Source organism: Paraburkholderia sp. Ac-20342 (assembly GCF_017104985.1).
Classification (GTDB): domain Bacteria; phylum Pseudomonadota; class Gammaproteobacteria; order Burkholderiales; family Burkholderiaceae; genus Paraburkholderia.
In genome coordinates this window covers 1-20,169 of sequence record NZ_JAAGPQ010000084.1, presented here as the reverse complement: position 1 = coordinate 20,169, position 20,169 = coordinate 1, and the positions used below count along the sequence as shown (strand labels likewise).

Genomic DNA, 20,169 nt, shown 5'->3' with positions numbered 1-20,169 from the left:
GGCGGGAATGGCCTGACGAATTCCGCCAGAACCCTCTTCACAACATGTGAATTCGAGGCATGCTATTGATTTATATGGCGTTTATATCTCAATAAAGACCGGGCAGGCCGATCCGGAGCGCACGGAGCGGCGCTTTCCACGAATCGGCAGGCTGGTTCTCCACAAAGTTATCCACAGGCTGCGGATCGCGGCAGAAGACGTGAGCAGACGCTTAACACGCGCCGCGCGACTTGCCGGGCGGGATGCCCGCGCGCTAGAGTGGCGGGTTCGGCGGCATGCCGAACCCGCCGCGAACGCGGCGATGCCGGCCGTCGCGGCGTGCCGTCACGACACGACACGACAGACGCCGCTTGCCGCCACGTCATTTTTCGCCTCACCACGATTGCCCGGAGAACCGCGTTGATGCAGACCCCGCGTATTGCGCATGACGCCTTCGCGTCGCCGCGCCGCCCTCGTCCGGCGTACGGCGCGCAAGCCGTGTCCGTCACTGGCTCATGAGCGAACTCAACGACCGTCTCGAAGCGCGCCTCGCGCGCGAGTGGCAGCAGCGCGGACCGCTCGCATGGGCGCTCACGCCGTTCGCCTGCGTGTTCGGCGCGATCGCGGCTGCGCGCCGTGCCGCCTTCTCGCTCGGCTGGTTAAAAACGGTGCGCGTTGGCGTGCCGGTGGTCGTGGTCGGCAACGTCACGGTCGGCGGCACCGGCAAGACGCCGACCGTGATCGCGCTCGTCGAGGCGTTGCGCGCCGCGGGCTTCACGCCCGGCGTCGTCTCGCGCGGCTACGGCGCACGCGTGAGCACACCGACACCCGTCACGCCGGGCTCTTCCGCAAGCGTCGGCGGCGACGAGCCGCTGCTGATCGCGCGCCGCACGAGCGCGCCGGTGTGGGTCTGCCCGGATCGCGTGGCGGCCGCGCAGGCGCTGTGCGCCGCGCATCGCGACGTCGACGTGATCGTCAGCGACGATGGTCTGCAGCATTACCGGCTCGCGCGCGACGTCGAACTGGTCGTGTTCGATCACCGGCTCGGCGGCAACGGTTTCCTGCTGCCGGCCGGTCCGCTGCGCGAGCCGCTGTCGCGCCGCCGCGACGCGACGCTCATTAACGATCCGTACGCGCGCACGCTGCCCGCCTGGCCCAACACGTTCGCGCTGCAGCTCGCGCCGGCCGACGCATGGCATCTCGACAATCCCGCGCTGCGCCGGCCGCTCGCGCAATTCGCCGGTCAGCGCGTGCTGGCCGCGGCCGGCATCGGCGCGCCCGAGCGCTTTTTCGCGACGCTGCGCGCGGCCGGCCTCGCGCCGGCGACCCGCGCGCTGCCCGATCACTACGCCTTCGAGCGCAATCCGTTCGCCGACGTCGACGCCGATGCGATCCTGATTACGGAAAAGGATGCGGTAAAATTGGCGGCCTGGCACGATGCGCGCATCTGGGTAGTCCCGGTCGAAGCCGCGCTCGATCATCGCCTCACTGCATTAGTTGTGGAGAAAGTCCGTGGACGCTCGCCTGCTTGAAATCCTCGTCTGCCCGATCTGCAAGGGCCCGCTCAGCTACGACCGCGCCGCGCAGGAACTGATCTGCAACGCGGACAAGCTCGCCTATCCGATCCGCGACGGCATCCCCGTGATGCTCGTCGACGAAGCGCGGCAAACCGTGGAAGGCACGCCGGTCGATCTGAATCCGGGTTCGGTTGCCTGAATCCGGTTGCCCGAAGCAAAGCGGCGAGTGCGGCAGTACACGGTTGAGAGGCACGCGGTTTCGCCGAGTTCTTCGCATCGCCCGTAGCCGCCGGTTCGCCGCCTTTCCGCAGATTCGCACGTCGTTCCACCGTTTTGCCGTTCAGCGCTGCTTGTCGTTTCAGCCCGAATCCGCGGCGCGCCGCGCGCGCAACCGCTGCCCTCGCTTTTATCGCCGCCCGCCTTCTCATTCGATGACCCACACCGCCACTCATCCGTTTATCGCCGTCGTGCCGGCCCGCCTCGCCTCGACGCGTCTGCCCAACAAGCCGCTCGCCGACATCGGCGGCAAGCCAATGGTGGTGCGGGTCGCCGAACGCGCGCGCGAGTCGGGTGCACAGCAGGTGCTGATCGCATCGGATGCGCAGGAAGTGCTCGACGCGGCGCACGCTCACGGCTTCGACGCGGTGCTCACGCGCGCCGATCATCCGTCGGGCACGGACCGTCTCGCGGAAGTGGCGACGCGCTTCGGCTGGAGCGACGACACGATCGTCGTCAACGTGCAGGGCGACGAGCCGCTGATCGACCCCGCGCTCGTGCATGGCGTCGCCGCGCATCTCGCGGCCTCGAACGGCTGCGCGATCGCCACGGCCGCGCATCCGATCAGCGACCCCGCCGAAATCTTCAATCCGAACGTCGTCAAGGTCGTGCCCGATGCGCGCGGCGTCGCGCTGTACTTCTCGCGCGCGCCGATTCCGTGGGCACGCGACGCATGGCAGCCGCACTGGCCGAACGTCGCGTCGATGCCCACGCCGCCCGCCCCTGCGGTCGTGTACCGGCATATCGGCCTGTATGCCTATCGCGCGAAATTCCTGCGCACGTACCCGAGTCTCGCGATCTCGCCGATCGAACAGGCCGAAGCGCTCGAACAGTTGCGCGCGATGTGGCACGGCGAGCGCATCGCCGTGCTCGTCACGCACGACGTGCCGCTGCCGGGTGTCGATACCCCCGCCGATCTCGCGCGCGTGCGGACTTTATTCGGGTCTTGAGCGCGGGAAGCCATGGCATAATCGGACGGTTGTGCGCGCCCCCATAACAGGCGACACCCAGGGTTGTCCCGATCGCAACGTTGCCTTCCGCAGCGCCGTCGTTTTCGACGTGCAGCGCGAAACGCGCAACGGCCAGCCGATGCGAGCCCTTCGGAGAGTCAGCGTCGCCGGGATAGTTGCCGCGTCACCAAAGAATTCACATAGATCTGGAGATATCACATGCGTTTGATCCTGTTGGGTGCACCGGGCGCGGGCAAGGGCACTCAGGCAAACTTCATCAAGGAAAAATTCGGCATTCCGCAAATTTCCACCGGCGACATGCTGCGCGCGGCCGTCAAGGCAGGCACGCCGCTCGGTCTCGAAGCGAAGCGCTTCATGGACGCGGGCGAGCTCGTCACGGACGAACTCATCATCAACCTCGTGAAAGAGCGTCTGCAACAGCCGGACTGCGCGAACGGCTATCTGTTCGACGGTTTCCCGCGCACGATTCCGCAAGCCGAGGCCATGAAGCAGGCCGGCGTCGCGATCGACTACGTGCTGGAAATCGACGTGCCGTTCGACGAGATCATCGAGCGCATGAGCGGCCGCCGCTCGCATCCGGCCTCGGGCCGCACGTATCACGTCAAGTTCAATCCGCCGAAGGTCGAAGGTATCGACGACGTAACCGGCGAGCCGCTGATCCAGCGCGACGACGACAAGGAAGAAACGGTCAAGAAGCGCCTCGAAGTGTACGAGTCGCAAACCAAACCGCTGATCGACTACTACAACGACTGGGCCAATCACGGCGACGCCTCGACCCAGTTGAAGGCACCGCAATACCGCCGCATTTCGGGCCTCGGCAGCGTCGACGAAATCCGCGCCCGCGCGTTCGACGCGCTCAAGTAAGCACGCCGAACGCCGCCTGCGTTCGACGAAAAACCCGCCTATTCCGGCGGGTTTTTCATTGATGCGCGCCGCTCGGGACGCGACCGACTTTTGCCGGGAGAAGGCATAGCGTCACACGGACGCGCTAGCCTTTTGCATCGCAGCACAACCGCTACAATCGGTCGGCGAACCCAGACTCGATCGAAACAGCACTGAGTAACCGCAGCAAAGGAGAAGACATGGAAATTCGTGACAACGCATTCCTGATCACCGGCGGTGCATCGGGTCTCGGCGCCGCTACCGCGCGCCTCATCGCCGAAAACGGCGGCAAGGTCGCGCTCGCCGACCTCAACGTGGACGCGGGCGAAGCGCTCGCGGCGGAACTCGGCGGCGTGTTCGTCAAATGCGACGTGAGCCGCGAAGAGGACGCGAAGCAAGCCGTCGAAGCCGCGGCCAAACTCGGCACGCTGCGCGGTCTCGTCAATTGCGCGGGTGTCGCGCCGGCCGCGAAAACGGTCGGCAAGGATGGCGCGCATCCGCTCGATCTGTTCGCGCGCACGATCTCGATCAACCTGGTCGGCACGTTCAACATGATCCGGCTCGCGGCAATGCAGATGTCGAAGAACGAACCGAACGCGTATGGCGAGCGCGGTGTGATCATCAGCACAGCGTCGGTCGCCGCGTACGATGGTCAGATCGGCCAGGCGGCCTACGCCGCGTCGAAGGGCGGCGTGGTCGGCATGACGCTGCCGATCGCGCGCGACCTGTCACGCAATGGCATTCGCGTCATGACGATTGCGCCCGGCATCTTCGAAACGCCAATGCTGCTCGGCATGCCGCAGGAAGTACAGGACGCGCTCGGCGCGATGGTGCCGTTCCCGCCGCGCCTCGGCAAACCGGCGGAATACGCGATGCTCGCCAAGCAGATCTTCGACAACCCGATGCTGAACGGCGAAGTGATCCGTCTGGACGGCGCGATTCGCATGCAGCCGAAGTGAAATGACGGCCGCCTGAAACGCGAGGCCATGCCGCCCTCGCGCGGCCTGCGGCGCGAAGCGAAAAAAAGCCTGCACATGAACCCTGTGCAGGCTTTTGCGTTTTATGCGGGCTTAAAACCGCGCACGGCCGTTATGCGCTGTTATGCGCCAGCGCGCGCCGCCCTGCCCCCGTCATGCGCCGCCATCGTGCCGCGTGCGCTGCCGCAACTCATGCAGTTGCGACTCGACCACCGTGGCATCTTCCGCATCGGGGCGGTCACCGAGATAGTTTTCGAGGTCTTCGAGCGCGGGACGCAGATAGTCGAGCCGCGCATACGCGAAACCGCGATCGCGCACTTCCTCGATATTGTCCGGCAGCAGAATGACGAGCCGCTGCTGCACCGCGAGCAGCCGCTGCCAACGCTCGGTCTGCAGATAGATCGCCTTCAGATTGCGCAGCATCCGCGCGATGATCTCGCGGCGCGTGGCCGGCTGCAGCAGCATGCGCAATGCGCGGCCGATCGAGTCGCCAGCCGACGCCACGTACGGCTCGAGCATCTCGACCATCTGCGCTTCGGACAGCGAATGGCCATTGGTCGGATCGAGCATCACGTCGCCGTCGGGCGTCGTCACGCGCAGCAGAAAGTGGCCCGGAAACGATACGCCGCGCACCGGAATACCCACCTGCTCGGCCATCTCCAGATACAGCACCGCGAGCGAAATCGGAATGCCGCGACGGCGCTTCAGCACCGCATTCAGATGGCTGTTATCGGGGTCGTAATAATCGTTGAGATTGCTGGCGAAACCGAGTTCGCGGAAAAAGAACCGGTTCAGCACGCCGACCTTCTGCCGGATGTCGGCATCCTCGGGCATATGGCGCCGCAGACGCAGCACCAGTTCATCGAGCTCGGACAGCGCCGCCTGCAGATCGAGGTCGGGATAGGCGTCCTGCGCGAGCGAGAGCGCCGTCTCGGTCAAGGGCAGGCTTTCGTCATCGGCGACGAGCGTGCTGAAATAATCGAGAACCCGCGTCATCGTGATCACTTCACTCGCCTTTTGAAATACGCGTACTTGAAGCCCATCAGCCAAAGCATACCGAAATATAGCGCGGCGAACAGCACGAGGCATGCGCCGAGCAGCACGATGCGGTTGAGCGGCTGGCTATGCATACCGATCCAGTCGAAGCTGATCGCGAGCCAGCGCATCACCCCGGCCAGCACGAGACACGCGCCGAGCAACTGCACGAAAAACCTGAGCCAGCCGCTCGACGGCATGTAAATGCCGCGTTTGCGCAGACCGATGAACAGCAGCAAGGCATTCATGCAGGCACCGAGCCCGACGCTCAGCGTCAGCCCCGCATGCGAGAACACCGGCACGAACACGTAATTGCTCAACTGCGTCACGATCAGCACGCCGACGCCGATCTTCACCGGCGTCTTGATGTCCTGCTTCGCGTAGAAGCCCGGCGCGAGAATCTTGATCATGATCAGGCCGATCAGGCCGACGCCGTAGGCGGCGAGCGCGCGGCTCACCATCACGACCGAGTTGCCGTCGAACTTGCCGTAGTTGAACAGCACGGCGGTCAGCGGCTCGGCGAAGAAGAACAGCGCCACCGCGCTCGGCGCTGCGAGCAGGAACGTGACGCGCAGCCCCCAGTCGAGCAGCGACGAATACTCGTGCGAATCGGCGTCGACATGCGCCTTCGAGAGGCTCGGCAGCAGGATCGTGCCGAGCGCGACGCCGAGCAGCGCGGTCGGAAACTCCATCAGCCGGTCGGCGTAGTTGATCCACGACACCGCGCCCGGACCGATGTGCGACGCGATGTTCGTGTTGATGATGAGGCTGATCTGCGCAACCGACACCGCGAACATCGCCGGCACCATCTTCGCGAGCACCCGCTTCACGCCGCGATGCGCGAGCGCGCGCAACGGATTCAGGCCGATGCGCGGCACCATGTCGATCTTCTTCAGGCCCGGCAGCTGCACGATGAACTGCAGCACGCCGCCGACGATCACCGCCCACGCGAGCGCGTAGACCGGCGTCTGCAGATGCGGCGCGACGAACACCGCGGCCGCGATGAACGCGAGGTTCAGCAGCACCGGCGCGAACGCGGGCAGCGAGAAGTTCTTGTACGTGTTCAGCACGCCGGACGCGAGCGACGTCAGCGAGATGAAGATGATGTACGGGAACATGATGCGCGTCATCGCGACCGCGAGATCGTACGCGTGGCCCTCGTGCGCAAGGCCCGATGCGACCACGAACACAACGCCCGACGCGCCGAGCACGCCGAGCACCGACAGCACGGCGAGCGCCCACGCGAGCACGGTCGAGGTCGCGTCGACGAGTGCCTTGGTGGCGTCGTGGCCTTGCTGGTTCTTGAACTCCGCGAGGATCGGCACGAAGGCCTGCGAGAACGCGCCCTCGGCGGAAATCCGGCGCAGCAGGTTGGGAATGCGAAAGGCGACGTAGAACGCGTCAGTGTATTGACTGGCACCGAACGCACGGGCGATCAGTGTTTCACGGGCCAGTCCGGTCACGCGCGACAGCAGCGTGAAGCCGCTGACCGTCAGCAGGGCTCGGAATAGATTCATGGGGCGCTTATTATACGGGTGCCGCAAATGCGGACGACGAGCCGGAACGCGATTCGGACCGATTTGCCGCGAGGACGTTCGCGGCAATGGGCTGCAAAGCGTTGTTTTTCGTACTTTTCTGTGCTTTTTCCGGCTCGACGCGGCGGATTTTGCCGGCGAGTCGGATGGATGAGCCTCCCGGTTCGGTTCTCTGTTCAGGCCTGGCGCATACGGCCAGCGCTTCGCCCTTTCCTCTGCGGTTTCATAAGGCCAGCGCCCGAAGCATAGGTTTCCGGCATGACACCACGCCGGCTGCTGTTGCACAGTCACGCATTGTCGTTGCCACGTGCCTGATTTTGTTGCTATAATCGTCGGTTTCGAAGCTCGCTCAATTTTCGAACGGTTTTTCGGACAAGATTCTCGGGTTGGCGCCACGCCACCTGTCAATCCGCCGGAACAACCCGAAACACGGGCCCGCCTTCGCGTAGTTCGATCGATTTTTTCGACACTTTTGCGCCCTTGGGCAATCGCTTCCAGGGGTTCGGATCGAGAAGCAGCACCTCGCCACACGAATGGCGGGTACTGGAAACAGGAACAGGATAAGGAACCGTCATGGCTAACTCCGCACAAGCACGCAAGCGCGCCCGCCAGGCCGCGAAGGCAAACTCGCACAACTCGGCACTGCGCTCGAAGTTCCGCACGGCTATCAAGGCTGTCCGCAAGGCAATCGACGCAGGCGACCAGGCTAAGGCCGCTGAAATCTTCAAGGCATCGTCGAAGACCATCGACATCATCGCCGACAAGAACATCATTCACAAGAACAAGGCAGCTCGCCACAAGAGCCGCCTCGCTGCAGCCGTCAAGGGTCTGCAAGCGCCCGCAGCGCAGTAATTCCGGTCGGCCCGCTTCGGTGGGCCACCTCCTGTTTCCGCTGCACGAGAAGCCCGCTTTGGCGGGCTTTTTTGTTTCGCACGGGCCGTTTGCGCCCACGTTCCGGCAAACACACCGAGTTTGGCCCCGCCCGGCCGCAATGCCTCGCAATGCCTGGCCGTAAAAAAACCCGCTACTCGCGGGTTTTTGTTTTTGCCTCGACCGACCGGTCAGCCTGCCTCAGATCACGTGACGCTTGGCTTGCGGGGGCGGCGCGTGCTCGAGTTCCAGTTCGCAGGCCTCGGTCACGACGAGGTCGTTGTCTTTCGCGAAATTGAGCACGAAGTCGAAAGCCATCGGCTCGATGTCGCGCAGGCGCGAATCGAGAATCACGCATTTGAGGTCGCCGACCATGGTCGGCCGAACGTACAGCGAGTACTGCATATAGGCGTTCGGCCCCTTCCTCACACCGGGCCCAAAGGACGACATCACGCCCGCGAGCCGCTCCGACCAGTCGCTCGGCCGAAACTTTTTTCCGGTCGACGTGATGCCCTGAATGAAATATTCGATTGGAGCTGCTTCGGCCATGTAGGAATACCTGTGTAACTGCCCAGCGGATGACGGCAAACCGGCGATGCACCGGCCGTGCGCCCGGACTCGCCGCGGACGGCATGCACGGCAGTCGCTTGCGACCGCCTGCGACGCAGGCTGACGCAAACGCAAACACTAACGAACCCACCACGAGAACGGCTGCGGGAACCGGCTGAACCGCCTTGACGCCTGCCAAGACGGCCACGCCGCGACAGGCTTTCCGCACCTTGCGAGCCGCGTTTGCGCCGTATTTCTCGATACGGAACATCGGCTTGCCGGGCTTGGGATAACCCTGAGATTATAGCGCAGCGGACCTTCTTCCGCACCGCACACAGGCACGCCGCGGTGTCCGCGAGACGCTTTCAGACCCCTCTCCCGGCCCTCTGGCCGACTCGTCAAACGGGGAGAAATCCTTTATCCTGCATTGAGTTACCACCAAACGACGGCGGCGCAGTCCGGCAACCCTGCCGGGTGAGACCGCCGTATTTGTTTTATGACCGCCAAGAAAATTCGCCACTACCTGCAGTTCAAGGATTTCTCGCTGGAAGACTACGAGTACGTGCTCGAACGCGCGCGCATCCTGAAACGCAAATTCAAGAACTACGAGACCTATCACCCGCTGCACGACCGCACGCTGGCGATGATCTTCGAAAAGAATTCGACGCGCACGCGTCTGTCGTTCGAGGCGGGCATCTTCCAGCTAGGTGGCCACGCGGTGTTCATGAGCACGCGCGACACGCAGCTTGGCCGCGGCGAGCCGATCGAAGACGCCGCGCAGGTCATTTCGCGCATGGTCGACATCATCATGATCCGCACGTTCGGCCAGGACATCCTCGAGCGCTTTGCCGACAACTCGCGGGTGCCGGTCATCAACGGGCTCACCAACGAATACCACCCGTGCCAGGTGCTCGCAGATATTTTCACGTACTTCGAGCATCGCGGCCCGATCCGCGGCAAGACGGTCGCCTGGGTCGGCGACGCGAACAACATGCTCTACACGTGGATCGAAGCCGCGCAGATTCTCGGCTTCAAGCTGCGCGTGTCCACGCCGCCGGGCTACAAGGTCGACCACGCGCTCGTCGCCGCCGAAAGCGCGCCGTTCTACGAAGAATTCGACGATCCGAACGAGGCCTGCGCGGGCGCCGACCTCGTGACGACCGACGTCTGGACCAGCATGGGCTTCGAGGCCGAAAACGAAGCGCGCAAGCAAGCCTTTGCTGACTGGTGCGTCGATGCCGACATGATGGCGCGCGCGCATCCGGACGCGCTCTTCATGCACTGCCTGCCCGCCCACCGCGGCGAGGAAGTCAGCGCGGAAGTGATCGACGGTCCGCAAAGCGTGGTGTGGGACGAGGCGGAAAACCGTCTGCACGTGCAAAAGGCGCTGATGGAATTCCTGCTGCTCGGCAAGCTCAACCACTGAGCATGGGCGCAAGCGCGACGGGGCCTTGAATACGAGGCAAGGCATCCGCCGCCGGCGTCACGCCCGGCATGCGTCCGGGGCGTCGCAAGCGCCCACGCAGCGGCACGACTGAAGCCAGAAACAAAAAAGCGCCGGGACAACACGCCCGGCGCTTTTTTTATTTCCGCCACGACAAAACCCGAAGCCGCGCGTCACAGGCATACCGGTTCCGCCTCCAGTTCCACGCCAAATTGTTCGAGCACGTCGCGCTGGATCGCCCGCGCGAGCGCCAGCACCTGCGCGCCGCTCGCGCCGCCGCGATTGACGAGCACGAGCGCCTGCCGGTCGTGCACGGCCGCCGCCCCCATCGCACGGCCCTTCCAGCCGCATCGGTCGATCAGCCAGCCCGCGGCCAGCTTCACCCGGCCATCGGGCTGCGGATAAGACACGACGTCGGGCTCGCGGCGCTTGAGCGCATCGAATTGCGCCGCTTCGATCACCGGATTCTTGAAGAAGCTGCCCGCGTTGCCGAGTTGCAGCGGATCGGGCAGCTTTGCGCGCCGCACCGCGACCACCGCGTCGAAGATCGCCTGCGCGGTCGGCTGCGGGCGCACGCCGCCGGCCGTCTCGGCGCTGACCTCATAGCCTTGCGCCGCCAGCTCGCGCGCCAGATCCGCGTAGCCGGCGCGCGGTTGCCAGTGCTTCGGCAAACGGAACGTCACCGAGGTAATCACGAAACGCTCGCGCCCTTCCCGCTTGAAGAAACTGTCGCGGTAGCCGAAACGGCACGCCTGCGCATCGAGTTCGATCGCTTCGCCGGTCGCCAGCTCGATCGCCCGCAGCGACACGAAGCGCTCGCACATCTCCAGCCCGTATGCGCCGATGTTCTGGATCGGCGCCGCGCCGACCGTGCCCGGAATCAGTGCGAGATTCTCGAGGCCGGGCAGCCCCTGCGCCAACGTCCACGCGACGAACTCGTGCCACGGCTCGCCGCCGGCGGCTTCGACGTACCAGGCGTCCTGATCCTCGCGCACGACGCGGCGGCCGCGCAGCGCCACCAGCAGCACGAGCCCGGCGAAGTCGCCGGTCAGCACGACGTTGCTGCCGCCGCCGAGCACGAGGCGCGGCAAGCCGGCGACGCGCGGATCGCGCACCGCGGCCAGCAGTTGCGGCTCGCGCTCGATCACGCAGGCAAACCGCGCACGCACGTCGAAGCCGAACGTGTTGTGTGCCTTCAGCGAATAGTCGGCGAGAAGCGCGGCGGAATCGGCAACGGAAGCGGCGGACGCCGCCACAGAAACGGCGGCAGAAGCAGCTACGGAACCGGAGGCGGAATCGGATCGGGACATCGGAACGAAAATCAGGGGAAACGTCGACTGGCGACAAAGTAGCGCCGTCGGGCGCCGGATCGGCCGCTCTCGCGACACCGCGCGGCGGCCTTGGGCAAAAGGGAGCGGCGTCGGTAAAATGACGTCCGGTCCGTGATTATAGCGAGTGCCCCGCGAGCAGCCGACCGGCCGCGTCGCGCACCGCCGCACTATTGGGAGAATGCAATGCCATCGTTTGACGTCGTCTGCGAAGCGAACATGATCGAAGTCAAGAACGCGATCGAACAGTCCAACAAGGAAATTTCCACGCGCTTCGACTTCAAGGGCTCCGACGCGCGCGTCGAGCACAAGGAAAACGAACTCACCGCCTTCGCCGACGACGACTTCAAGCTCGGCCAGGTGAAAGACGTGCTGCTGTCGAAAATGGCCAAGCGCAATGTCGACGTGCGTTTTCTCGACTACGGCAAGATCGAGAAGATCGGCGGCGACAAGGTCAAGCAGGTCATCAAGATCAAGAAGGGCGTGTCCGGCGATCTGTCGAAGAAAATCGTGCGCATCGTGAAGGACAGCAAGATCAAGGTGCAGGCGAGCATTCAGGGCGACGCGGTGCGCGTGACCGGCGGCAAGCGCGACGATCTGCAAAGCGTGATCGCGCTGCTGCGCAAGGACGTGACCGACACGCCGCTCGACTTCAACAATTTCCGCGACTAGGCGACTAGGCGGCGAGGTTTGGCGGGGCTGGCGGCAAGCCTCGCGCCAGCGCCCGGACAGCCGCCGCCGCGGTATCGAAAACATCGGAAAGCCTTGCATCCGCGACGACTTGCGCGCCGAAGCGGACGTCAAACCGCCACGGCCACTCAACCCCGCCTCAAAGATCGTTCCCCGCCGCCGGGCTCGCCGCCTTCTTCTTGTCGCCGATCCGGCTCTCCTGCCCGCGCATCAGCTTCGCGATATTGCCTCGATGGCGCCAGACGAGCAGCGCGCTCATCACCAGCACCGCCAGCGCGACGATGCGCGGCCCGAACAGGAACACGTAGAAGAGCGGCGCGAACACCGCCGAGCACAGCGCCGCGAGCGACGAATAGCGCGTGAAGAACGCGACGATCAGCCAGGTCAGCAGCGTGGCGACGCCAAGCGTCGGGTTGATCGCGAGCAGCACGCCGGCCGCGGTCGCCACGCCCTTGCCGCCCTTGAAGCGGAAGAAAACCGGATACAGGTGCCCGAGAAACACGGCGAGCGACGCAATTGCCACCGACTTGTCGTCGAGCCCGTAACGCAAGCCGACATGCACGACGAACCAGACCGGCAGCCAGCCCTTGAACGCGTCGCCGATCAGCGTGAGAATCGCCGCCTTCTTGCTGCCGCTGCGCAGCACGTTGGTGGCGCCGGGGTTGCCCGAGCCGTACGAACGCGGGTCGTCGAGACCCATCGCGGCGCTCACGATCACAGCGAACGACAGCGAACCGATCAGATAGGCAACGACAGCAACGATCACATTTTGCATCTGGGACTCTTATAAGGATCGCGGTCTGACACTCGACACCCCAACCGCATCAGGGCATGCCCGTCGAAACAGGGCGGCGCACATTCTACCGAACGCGTCCGCGCGAAAAACAGTCCGGCCAACATTCAGGCCGGCGTCGCCTGAAAAATCAGTCGACACTCGCGCACTGCACCGGCTGCGCCGCCAGCAATTCGGTGAGCACCTTCGGCTCGATGCTGACGAGAAAGCCGCGCCGCCCGCCGTTCAGCCAGATCCGGTCCATCTCGAGAATGCTCGACTCGACGTACACCGGCATCGGCTTGCGCGTGCCGAACGGCGACGTGCCGCCGATCAGATAACCCGAATGCCGGTTCGCGACGTCGGGCTTGCACGGCTCGACGCGCTTCGCGCCGATCTGCCGCGCGAGGTTCTTCGTGCTCACGGTGCGGTCGCCGTGCATCAGCACGATCAGCGGCTTCGCATGCTCGTCTTCCATCACGAGCGTCTTCACGACATGATGCTCGTCCACGCCGAGCTGGCGCGCCGATTCGCCGGTGCCGCCGTGCTCGACATAGTCGTAAGGATGCTCGCCGAAGGTGACGCCGTGGCGGCGCAACAGCTGTGTGGCCGGCGTTTCGGAGACGTGTCTGGATTTGCTCATCGGCGCATTGTAATGGCGAGTCCGCGCGACGGCTATTTGCCGAACGGCCAATTGTGCGGGTCCAGCGGCTGTGGCACGATCGTTCGGAATCAGGCTGGCGTGAGGAGACAGCGTTGAATCCGGTTTCATCCATCCGTTCCACGATCGACATTGCCGCGTTGCTCGCCGCCCTGCCCGCGCGCATCAGCGAAATTCCGGCGCTTGCCGCCGCGCGCGACTCGCGACCCTACCACCGCGATCGCCAAACCTCACCCGCGCGGATGATGCTGCGCATGCAGCGACTTCAACCGCTCGCGCGCGACGTGCGTGTAGATCTGCGTGGTCGAGATATCGGTATGGCCGAGCAGCAGTTGCACGACGCGCAAATCCGCGCCGTGATTGAGCAGATGCGTCGCGAACGCGTGCCGCAGAGTATGCGGCGACAACGGCGCATGCACGCCGGCCGCCTGCGCGTGCCGCTTGATGATGTTCCAGAACTGCTGGCGCGTCATGCCTTCCGCGCGCGTCGTGACGAACAGCGCGTCCGCCGCGCGCGCGCCGAGCAGCGCCGGGCGCGCGTCGCGCAGATAACGCGCGATCCACGCGTGCGCCTCTTCGCCGAACGGAATCAGGCGCTCTTTCGAGCCCTTACCGGTCACGCGCACGACGCCGTCGTTCAGGCTCACTTCCACGCTCTTCAGCGTGACGAGCTCGGTGACGCGCAGGCCGCTCGCGTACATCAGTTCGAGCATCGTGCGATCGCGCAAGCCGAGCGACGTGTCGATATCGGGCGCGCCGAGCAGTGCTTCGACCTGCGCCTCGCTCAGCGTGGACGGAAAACGCGGCGGCTGTTTCGCCGAGCGGATGCGCAGCGTCGGATCGACGGCCGCGCGATGCTCGCGCACCGCCCACGCGTAATAGCGGCGAAACACCGAGAGCCGCCGGTTCGCCGAGGTCGCCTTGTCCTTCTGCCGCACCGCGCTGTAGGCGGTCAGGTCGGCCTCGCTCGCGGTATCGAGCGACGCGTTGCGCGCGTGCGCGAGCCATTCGCAGAAGAGCCGCAGATCGCGGCGATACGCGTCGAGCGTGTTGCGCGACAGGCCATGTTCGAGCCACAGCGCGTCGCAGAATGCGTCGATCGACGCGCCGCTCGTGACGAGCAGCGGCGACGCGTTCGCCGCGTCGCCGGTATGCGCGGCGGCCGATGCGACCGCCGCGATATCGGTGGAAATGTCGGTATCGGTCATGCTCATGCGTACGGAACACCCTCATGCGCGAGCAGCCAGCGCTTCACGTTGCGAAAGAAACCGTCGCCCGCATGATGCGCGAATCCGCCGATCCCGCTCGCACTCACGACGCGGTGACACGGAATCACGATCGGAAAGAAATTCGAGCCGCACGCCTGGCCGACCGCGCGCGGCACGCTACCCAACTGTTTGGCGAGCTGTCCATAGGTCAGCACGACGCCGGGCGGAATCTCGCTGATCGCCTGCCACACGCGCCGCTGGAACGCGCTGCCGCATGCGGCGAGCGGTAACTCGAACGGCGCGGATGCCTGCTCGAAGTAACGCTCGATCTGCGCGGCGGCCTCGCGCGCGAGCGGCGTATCGGGCGCGATATTGCGCGTCGACTGCGGCAGATAGACGATCTCGCGCACGGCCTCGCCTTCGAGACGGATGCCGACCTTGCCGAACGGCGCATCGATCACTGCGTTGAACATGATTGCCCGCTCCTCATTCGCGCGGCCTGAAGGATTGCATGACGCGCGGCACGGCGCAAGCAGCACGCCCGCGCCGCAGGTTTGCATGGCGCGCCCGCCATGTAGCGGACCAGCACCCCATGCCGGAATGCACTCCCAGCAAAGCTTTGCTGGAAAAGGTGGTCGGCAAACCCCGTCTAGAATCCGCCTATTTTTTAAGCGACTGAAAACCGCGTTACGCTAGAGTATACGCCGTTGGTTCTAGACACTTTTCCGCCATTGAGAGCACTCCTGCGCCACTACAGCGGGCGTGCTGGCTGGGCGCTTAAATAAGGGCTCTCGCGATTTGGCACTGGCTACGGCGGTTGGTCACTCAGCTCATAAGCCGCAAACGTGTACCGATTCTGAAATTGCTAGAAACCCGCGCCGGTAGAATAACCAACGGTATTTCCGATAAACACCTGAACGGTTTCGTCCTCGTGTTCCCTGATATGGAGGGCCGTACCGTCCTCGTGCTCGATGCGGGTATACCTCTTCCACTAGCCACGTGATGCATATTGGCTAACACCAACTGACCTCCCGCAGCCTTCGTTGACAGTTGTCCACGATGTTGCAACGTATCGCAACCCCCAGTGCGGGTGATCCTGTGAGCTTGCAATCATCCACGTCGGCCTGCAATCCATCGACACCGGCTCACATTATTTGCGACCAGCCGATTGCAAGCCCCGCAGATAGATGTGGACGATCATGCGCCCTCCTACATAACATGATTATTCAGATTTTCCGCTGAATAGTCGATTCGGAGAGCCCATGCTTCAATGCACCTTTAGATTGAGCGGTAAGCCAATGAGTAAGTTCGAGATTGGCGCCCTGAAATTTGATGCTTTTTCGGGTCAAGGCAGTCATATCAATAAAGCACCCCTGTCATGCACACCGAACTATGGCGCAATTCCCGTCGGCAGATACTATATTTTTGATAGAAAGTCAGGCGGGACAGTAGGCCCTCTGATGGACTGGTTAAACCTGAATGGCAATAACAAGAGTGAGTGGTTTTCCCTTTATGCGATCGATGGGAGTATTGATGATGACCACGTTATTTGCGACGGTATCCTGCGTGGTAATTTCAGACTGCACCCCAAAGGCCGAATAGGAAAAAGCGAAGGTTGCGTGACGATTGAGAATCTTGGTGACTGGCATCGGATCCGTGCAATTCTCACTGATACACCCAAGCTGGCTGTTCCTGGGTCGCAGCTCAAAGCGTACGGGGAGCTGCCCGTGAAATGAAAAGGGTTCTGGTTTGCATAGCGATTGCTGCATGTCTGGTAGTTGCCATTTTCGCCGACGCATACTGGTGGGCCACACATCCAGACACCCCCTTGAATTTTTCAAATCCGGTCTGGAACTTCCTGCTTCTGAAATTCAAGTGCAAGACCGCATCTGACGAAGTTGATCTGGCATTCTTCATTTCATCAGCTGGCACCGTGTTTGCGTTCGTGGCAGCTATCCTGATCTACCGCCGGTGCATCGCCCGATACCGACAAAGGCTTGACGACTCACTGTAGGAGCTTGCAATCGGCTGGTTGCGCCGGTGTCGGTGGATTGCAAGCTCAGTCGCAGTTAATCTGAGCCGGGAGCTGCATCAGGACAGTTCGCGACGAAGGCTTGATCGTGGGCGATGATCTGCCGTTTCGTCGCCTCCGTATCGTCAGCACTTGCCGTGATGAACTTCACCCACTCGCAACCCTTGTCGACGATTGTCGTTGGAACGATCGGCGCCGACGGTAGCTGAACAGGCTGCTGGATAGCGCACCCTGACAGAACCGCCGCGAGAAGCACCCGTACGATTTTCATGATTGCTGGTCCTTTCTGAGCGCGCCGAGCTTGTCGAGCTTGTCGAGCTTGTCGAGCTTGTCGAGCTTGTCGAGCTCGGCCGAGCTCACCGGGCGCGAGCGCGGCCGCCTCCTTGTCAGCCTTCGCGCGATTAGCCATCGCCTGTTCCCCTGCCTGCGCCGCCGCAGCGTTGGCACGCCGTACACCAGGAGCGGATTGAATTCGATGTGGCGCCGCGCGAAGGCGCAGGCCGAAGTGACGCTCGACGTGCAGTTCAAGGACATCCGGGCCATCGGCGCGACCGACGCGGCGAAACGCGGCGAGCACCGCGAAGCGATCCAGACGCGCCTCGCGCACACGAGCGCGCAGACGACGGAGATCTACATCAAGGAGGCGATTCCAGAGACGTCGAGCATCGATCTGGATCTTCCGTGGGGGAGCAAAGTTCTAGACATTGTCTAGAATAGCGTCTAGAACGTGCTCAAAACTTGAGCGGCGAGCGCAAATGAAAAACCCGCACAGCGCCCCGCCGCCGCGAATTGCGGCTGCCGAATTACAGCTACCGAATTACAGCTACCGAATTACAGCTACCGAATTGCAGCTACTCTACGCCGCTTCGAGCGCCCACTCCACGTGCTCGCGCACGATGTCGGAAGGATCGCCGGCACGCGCCCGCAATGCCGCGACGATCTCCGCGCGCGCCTTTTCGCCGAGACTCTGCGGCGCCGCGCGCAACGCGTTGCCCATCCCCACCGCGAGATTGCGCAGCCAGCTCTCGTAGCCGATGCGGCGAATCGCACTGCCCTGCATGCGCGTATCGAATTCGTCCGCGCTCCATGCGAACAGCTCGGCGAGCGACGCGCGATCGAGCCCGTGCCGCACGTCGAAATCGGCGACCGGCGCGGCCTGCGCGAACTTGTTCCACGGACACACGAGCTGGCAATCGTCGCAGCCATAGACACGATTGCCGATCAGCGGACGCAGGTCGAGGGGAATCCGGCCCTTCAGTTCGATCGTCAGATACGAGATGCAGCGGCGCGCATCGACCTTGTAAGGTGCGACGATCGCGCCGGTCGGGCACGCATCGAGGCAACGCGAGCAACTGCCGCAATGCGAGCCCGGCGTTTCGGGCGCGACCTCGGGCGAGGTTTCGGCATCGGTCGGCAGCGCGATGTCGACGTAGATTTCGCCGAGAAAAAACAGCGAGCCCGCGTCACGTTGTAACAGCAACGTATGCTTGCCGCGCCAGCCGATGCCCGCCTTCTGCGCCAGCTCGACTTCGAGCACCGGCGCCGAATCGGTGAACACGCGATAGCCGAACGGCCCGATTGCCGCTTCGATTCTATCGGCCAATTGTTGCAGGCGTTGACGCATCACCTTGTGATAGTCGCGGCCGCGCGCATAGACCGACACCACCGCCGCCGACGGGTCCGCGAGCCGCGCATGCTCGGCCGCGCGCCAGTTGCGCGGGCGCACGGCGTCTTGCGGCGAGCTTTCGGAAGCGTGTTCATGCGCACCCCCGCGCGCACCTTCCGACACACCTTCCAGCGCACTTTCAGAGGCCTCGCCACTGAGCGTCGAGGCGGGCAGATAAGCGATGCGCGCGGTAATCACACGTCGCGTTCCGGCCACAAGCTCGGCCGGCCTCGCGCGTTTCATGCCGTGTTTCGCCATATAATCCATCTCGCCGTGGCACCCTGCTTCCAGCCACGCTGCAAGCGGCGCTTCAGCGGCGGAAAGATCGGTGTCGCTGATGCCGATCGCCCCGAAACCAAGCTCGCGGCCCCACGTCTTGATGTCGAACGCGAGCGCATGCAGCGCCGCCGCATCGAGCGCATGCGCGACCGGCCCGGCATCGACCGATGCGGGCTCGCATGAAACAGGGGACGTCGAACTTCGGTTCATCACGCCATTTTACGAGAATGCCTGCCAATCCCGATCACGCGCACCTGCCATCCGCTCCCGTCCTGCTCGAACGCGCCTTCGCGCTCGCGGACGAAGCCGCCACGCATGCGTTCGGCGAGCGTTTCGCGCGGGCCATCGAAGGCGTGCGCGAGGCGACGCAACAGCAGGCACAACGGCGGGTGCAGCAGGCACCGCTGTCGGCACGGCAGCCCGAAGCGGCAAGCAACGCGGCAAGCAGCCAGGCATTCCACGGTCTGCAGGTGCAGCTCATCGGCGATCTCGGCGCCGGCAAAACCACGCTCGTGCGCGCGACCTTGCGCGGCCTCGGTCACACCGGCCGCGTGCGCAGCCCCACCTACACGCTCGTCGAACCCTATGTGCTCGAACGAACTCATGGGGAACTCGCGCTCTATCACTTCGATCTGTACAGATTCAGCGATCCGGCCGAATGGGCCGATGCAGGCTTTCGCGAATATTTCGACAGCGGCGCGGTCTGCCTCGTCGAATGGCCGCAACGCGCGGGCCCGCTGCTCGGCATCCCGGATCTCGTCTTCTCGCTTGCGCTCGACGGTGACGGAGACGCACGCGTACTCGTCGCACGGGCATATAGCGAATCAGGAAAGGCATGTCTCGAAAGATGTTGATCAAACCGTTCCACTCGATCGAATCCGCCGCGGGCGCCACGCATAACTGGCGGCGCCGGCAGATTCTGCGGGCAGGCGCGTCCACGCTGGTGCTCGGCCTCGTCGCGCCGCGTCTCGCCTTCGCGAGCTCGGTGCTCGGCGTGCGCGTATGGCCCGCGCGCGACTACACGCGCGTGACGATCGAATCCGATCAGCCGCTGCAGAACACGCAGCAACTGCTGCAGGGACCGGACCGGCTCGTCGTCGATCTGAGCGGTCTCGATCTCGATCAGGCGCTCAAGGACCTCGTCTCCAAGATCACGCCGAACGATCCGCAGATTTCGTCGGTGCGCGTCGGGCAATATCAGCCGCACGTCGTGCGTATGGTGTTCGATCTGAAGGGTTCGGTGAAGCCGCAGGTGTTCACCCTGCAACCGGTCGGCGCGTACAAGTACCGGCTCGTGTTCGATCTGTATCCGGCCGTCGCGCCCGATCCGCTGATGGACCTGCTCGCGCAAACCGAGCGCAAGCAGCAGGCCCTCAACGAGGAAAACAGCGCGCCGCCCGCCGCGCTCGCCGGGCCCGGCACCACGCCGCCCGCCGACAACAGCGAGGCGTTCTTCGAGCGCTATGCGCAGAACGGCGGCGCGGGCACAAGCGCCGGA

General features: G+C 64.0%; 24 protein-coding genes. 13 read left to right on the top strand and 11 right to left on the bottom strand.

The genetic code is table 11. The annotated features are described in order from the left end of the window. The first annotated feature begins 494 nt into the window (after positions 1 to 494). The 5 genes from lpxK to G3N58_RS26475 all read left to right on the top strand — a co-directional run bounded on the left by lpxK (position 495) and on the right by G3N58_RS26475 (position 4,584). A complete protein-coding gene (lpxK, locus tag G3N58_RS26495) occupies positions 495 to 1,511 on the top strand; it encodes a tetraacyldisaccharide 4'-kinase (RefSeq protein ID WP_167041037.1) in 1,017 nt (338 codons plus the stop codon). Then, positions 1,492 to 1,695 (top strand): Trm112 family protein, encoded by a 204-nt coding sequence (locus G3N58_RS26490; protein ID WP_007180583.1) that lies wholly within the window; start codon positions 1,492 to 1,494, stop codon positions 1,693 to 1,695. The genes lpxK and G3N58_RS26490 overlap by 20 nt, the downstream gene beginning before the upstream one ends. 232 nt (positions 1,696 to 1,927) lie before the next feature. Then, on the top strand, positions 1,928 to 2,722 hold the full coding sequence (kdsB, locus tag G3N58_RS26485) for a 3-deoxy-manno-octulosonate cytidylyltransferase (RefSeq protein WP_205989897.1): 795 nt from the start codon (positions 1,928 to 1,930) through the stop codon (positions 2,720 to 2,722). Between the two features lie 219 nt (positions 2,723 to 2,941). Next, positions 2,942 to 3,607: an adenylate kinase gene (gene adk, locus G3N58_RS26480; protein ID WP_167041031.1), complete on the top strand. Its 666-nt coding sequence runs from the start codon at positions 2,942 to 2,944 to the stop codon at positions 3,605 to 3,607. Between the two features lie 218 nt (positions 3,608 to 3,825). Next, complete coding sequence (locus G3N58_RS26475) at positions 3,826 to 4,584, top strand: 3-hydroxyacyl-CoA dehydrogenase (RefSeq protein WP_206000631.1); 759 nt, start codon at positions 3,826 to 3,828, stop codon at positions 4,582 to 4,584. 171 nt (positions 4,585 to 4,755) lie between these two features. Here the strand turns inward: G3N58_RS26475 and G3N58_RS26470 are convergent, their stop codons facing one another. From G3N58_RS26470 to G3N58_RS26460, 3 genes are all read right to left on the bottom strand, one after another. Next, the gene (locus G3N58_RS26470; RefSeq protein ID WP_167041257.1) at positions 4,756 to 5,598 is read right to left on the bottom strand and encodes a SirB1 family protein; all 843 of its coding nucleotides are present in this window, start codon (positions 5,596 to 5,598) and stop codon (positions 4,756 to 4,758) included. A 5-nt stretch (positions 5,599 to 5,603) separates the two neighbouring features. Beyond that, positions 5,604 to 7,154: a murein biosynthesis integral membrane protein MurJ gene (murJ, locus tag G3N58_RS26465; RefSeq protein WP_167284008.1), complete on the bottom strand. Its 1,551-nt coding sequence runs from the start codon at positions 7,152 to 7,154 to the stop codon at positions 5,604 to 5,606. A gap of 422 nt (positions 7,155 to 7,576) precedes the next feature. Continuing rightward, entirely contained in the window at positions 7,577 to 7,747 is a 171-nt protein-coding gene (locus tag G3N58_RS26460; RefSeq protein ID WP_167041025.1) for a hypothetical protein, read from the bottom strand. Here G3N58_RS26460 and rpsT point away from each other — a divergent pair. Then, the gene (gene rpsT / locus G3N58_RS26455; protein WP_167041022.1) at positions 7,746 to 8,024 is read left to right on the top strand and encodes a 30S ribosomal protein S20; all 279 of its coding nucleotides are present in this window, start codon (positions 7,746 to 7,748) and stop codon (positions 8,022 to 8,024) included. The genes G3N58_RS26460 and rpsT overlap by 2 nt on opposite strands. A 219-nt stretch (positions 8,025 to 8,243) precedes the next feature. Here the strand turns inward: rpsT and G3N58_RS26450 are convergent, their stop codons facing one another. Next, positions 8,244 to 8,591, bottom strand: a complete 348-nt coding sequence (locus G3N58_RS26450; RefSeq protein WP_167041020.1) for a DUF3579 domain-containing protein — start codon at positions 8,589 to 8,591, stop codon at positions 8,244 to 8,246. Positions 8,592 to 9,087: 496 nt separating this feature from the next. On the opposite strand from G3N58_RS26450, the gene argF reads away from it, so the two are divergent. Further along, positions 9,088 to 10,017, top strand: coding sequence for an ornithine carbamoyltransferase (gene argF / locus G3N58_RS26445; protein WP_205989895.1), 930 nt, complete (start codon positions 9,088 to 9,090; stop codon positions 10,015 to 10,017). A 191-nt stretch (positions 10,018 to 10,208) separates the two neighbouring features. On the opposite strand, the gene murB is transcribed toward argF, so the two are convergent. Continuing rightward, on the bottom strand, positions 10,209 to 11,345 hold the full coding sequence (murB, locus tag G3N58_RS26440) for a UDP-N-acetylmuramate dehydrogenase (protein ID WP_206000629.1): 1,137 nt from the start codon (positions 11,343 to 11,345) through the stop codon (positions 10,209 to 10,211). A gap of 204 nt (positions 11,346 to 11,549) precedes the next feature. Here murB and G3N58_RS26435 point away from each other — a divergent pair, with 204 nt between their 5' ends. Continuing rightward, positions 11,550 to 12,035, top strand: coding sequence for a YajQ family cyclic di-GMP-binding protein (locus G3N58_RS26435; RefSeq protein WP_167041012.1), 486 nt, complete (start codon positions 11,550 to 11,552; stop codon positions 12,033 to 12,035). Positions 12,036 to 12,192: 157 nt separating this feature from the next. Here G3N58_RS26435 and plsY read toward each other — a convergent pair whose 3' ends face one another. From plsY to G3N58_RS26415, 4 genes are all read right to left on the bottom strand, one after another. Further along, a complete protein-coding gene (gene plsY / locus G3N58_RS26430) occupies positions 12,193 to 12,828 on the bottom strand; it encodes a glycerol-3-phosphate 1-O-acyltransferase PlsY (RefSeq protein ID WP_167284006.1) in 636 nt (211 codons plus the stop codon). A 148-nt stretch (positions 12,829 to 12,976) separates the two neighbouring features. Next, entirely contained in the window at positions 12,977 to 13,468 is a 492-nt protein-coding gene (gene ybaK / locus G3N58_RS26425) for a Cys-tRNA(Pro) deacylase (RefSeq protein WP_167284005.1), read from the bottom strand. A gap of 248 nt (positions 13,469 to 13,716) precedes the next feature. After that, positions 13,717 to 14,694 (bottom strand): site-specific tyrosine recombinase XerD, encoded by a 978-nt coding sequence (gene xerD, locus G3N58_RS26420; RefSeq protein WP_206000622.1) that lies wholly within the window; start codon positions 14,692 to 14,694, stop codon positions 13,717 to 13,719. Positions 14,695 to 14,696: 2 nt separating this feature from the next. Beyond that, a complete protein-coding gene (locus G3N58_RS26415) occupies positions 14,697 to 15,167 on the bottom strand; it encodes a methylated-DNA--[protein]-cysteine S-methyltransferase (RefSeq protein ID WP_167041005.1) in 471 nt (156 codons plus the stop codon). An 825-nt stretch (positions 15,168 to 15,992) separates the two neighbouring features. Between G3N58_RS26415 and G3N58_RS26410 the strand changes: the two genes are divergently transcribed. Then, on the top strand, positions 15,993 to 16,430 hold the full coding sequence (locus G3N58_RS26410) for a DUF2778 domain-containing protein (protein WP_241017243.1): 438 nt from the start codon (positions 15,993 to 15,995) through the stop codon (positions 16,428 to 16,430). Then, on the top strand, positions 16,427 to 16,708 hold the full coding sequence (locus tag G3N58_RS26405) for a hypothetical protein (protein ID WP_206000618.1): 282 nt from the start codon (positions 16,427 to 16,429) through the stop codon (positions 16,706 to 16,708). The genes G3N58_RS26410 and G3N58_RS26405 overlap by 4 nt, the downstream gene beginning before the upstream one ends. A 55-nt stretch (positions 16,709 to 16,763) precedes the next feature. Here the strand turns inward: G3N58_RS26405 and G3N58_RS26400 are convergent, their stop codons facing one another. After that, complete coding sequence (locus G3N58_RS26400; RefSeq protein WP_206000616.1) at positions 16,764 to 16,997, bottom strand: hypothetical protein; 234 nt, start codon at positions 16,995 to 16,997, stop codon at positions 16,764 to 16,766. Positions 16,998 to 17,045: 48 nt separating this feature from the next. Between G3N58_RS26400 and G3N58_RS34545 the strand changes: the two genes are divergently transcribed. Next, a complete protein-coding gene (locus tag G3N58_RS34545; protein WP_346778301.1) occupies positions 17,046 to 17,438 on the top strand; it encodes a tyrosine-type recombinase/integrase in 393 nt (130 codons plus the stop codon). Between the two features lie 144 nt (positions 17,439 to 17,582). On the opposite strand, the gene queG is transcribed toward G3N58_RS34545, so the two are convergent. Further along, a complete protein-coding gene (gene queG, locus G3N58_RS26390; protein WP_206000615.1) occupies positions 17,583 to 18,881 on the bottom strand; it encodes a tRNA epoxyqueuosine(34) reductase QueG in 1,299 nt (432 codons plus the stop codon). Positions 18,882 to 18,898: 17 nt separating this feature from the next. Between queG and tsaE the strand changes: the two genes are divergently transcribed. Both tsaE and G3N58_RS26380 read left to right on the top strand, forming a co-directional pair. Further along, a complete protein-coding gene (gene tsaE / locus G3N58_RS26385; RefSeq protein WP_206000614.1) occupies positions 18,899 to 19,525 on the top strand; it encodes a tRNA (adenosine(37)-N6)-threonylcarbamoyltransferase complex ATPase subunit type 1 TsaE in 627 nt (208 codons plus the stop codon). Continuing rightward, positions 19,507 to 20,169, top strand: a 663-nt coding sequence (locus G3N58_RS26380) for an AMIN domain-containing protein (RefSeq protein ID WP_206000605.1), incomplete at its 3' end; no start/stop codon positions are given. The genes tsaE and G3N58_RS26380, both read left to right, overlap by 19 nt.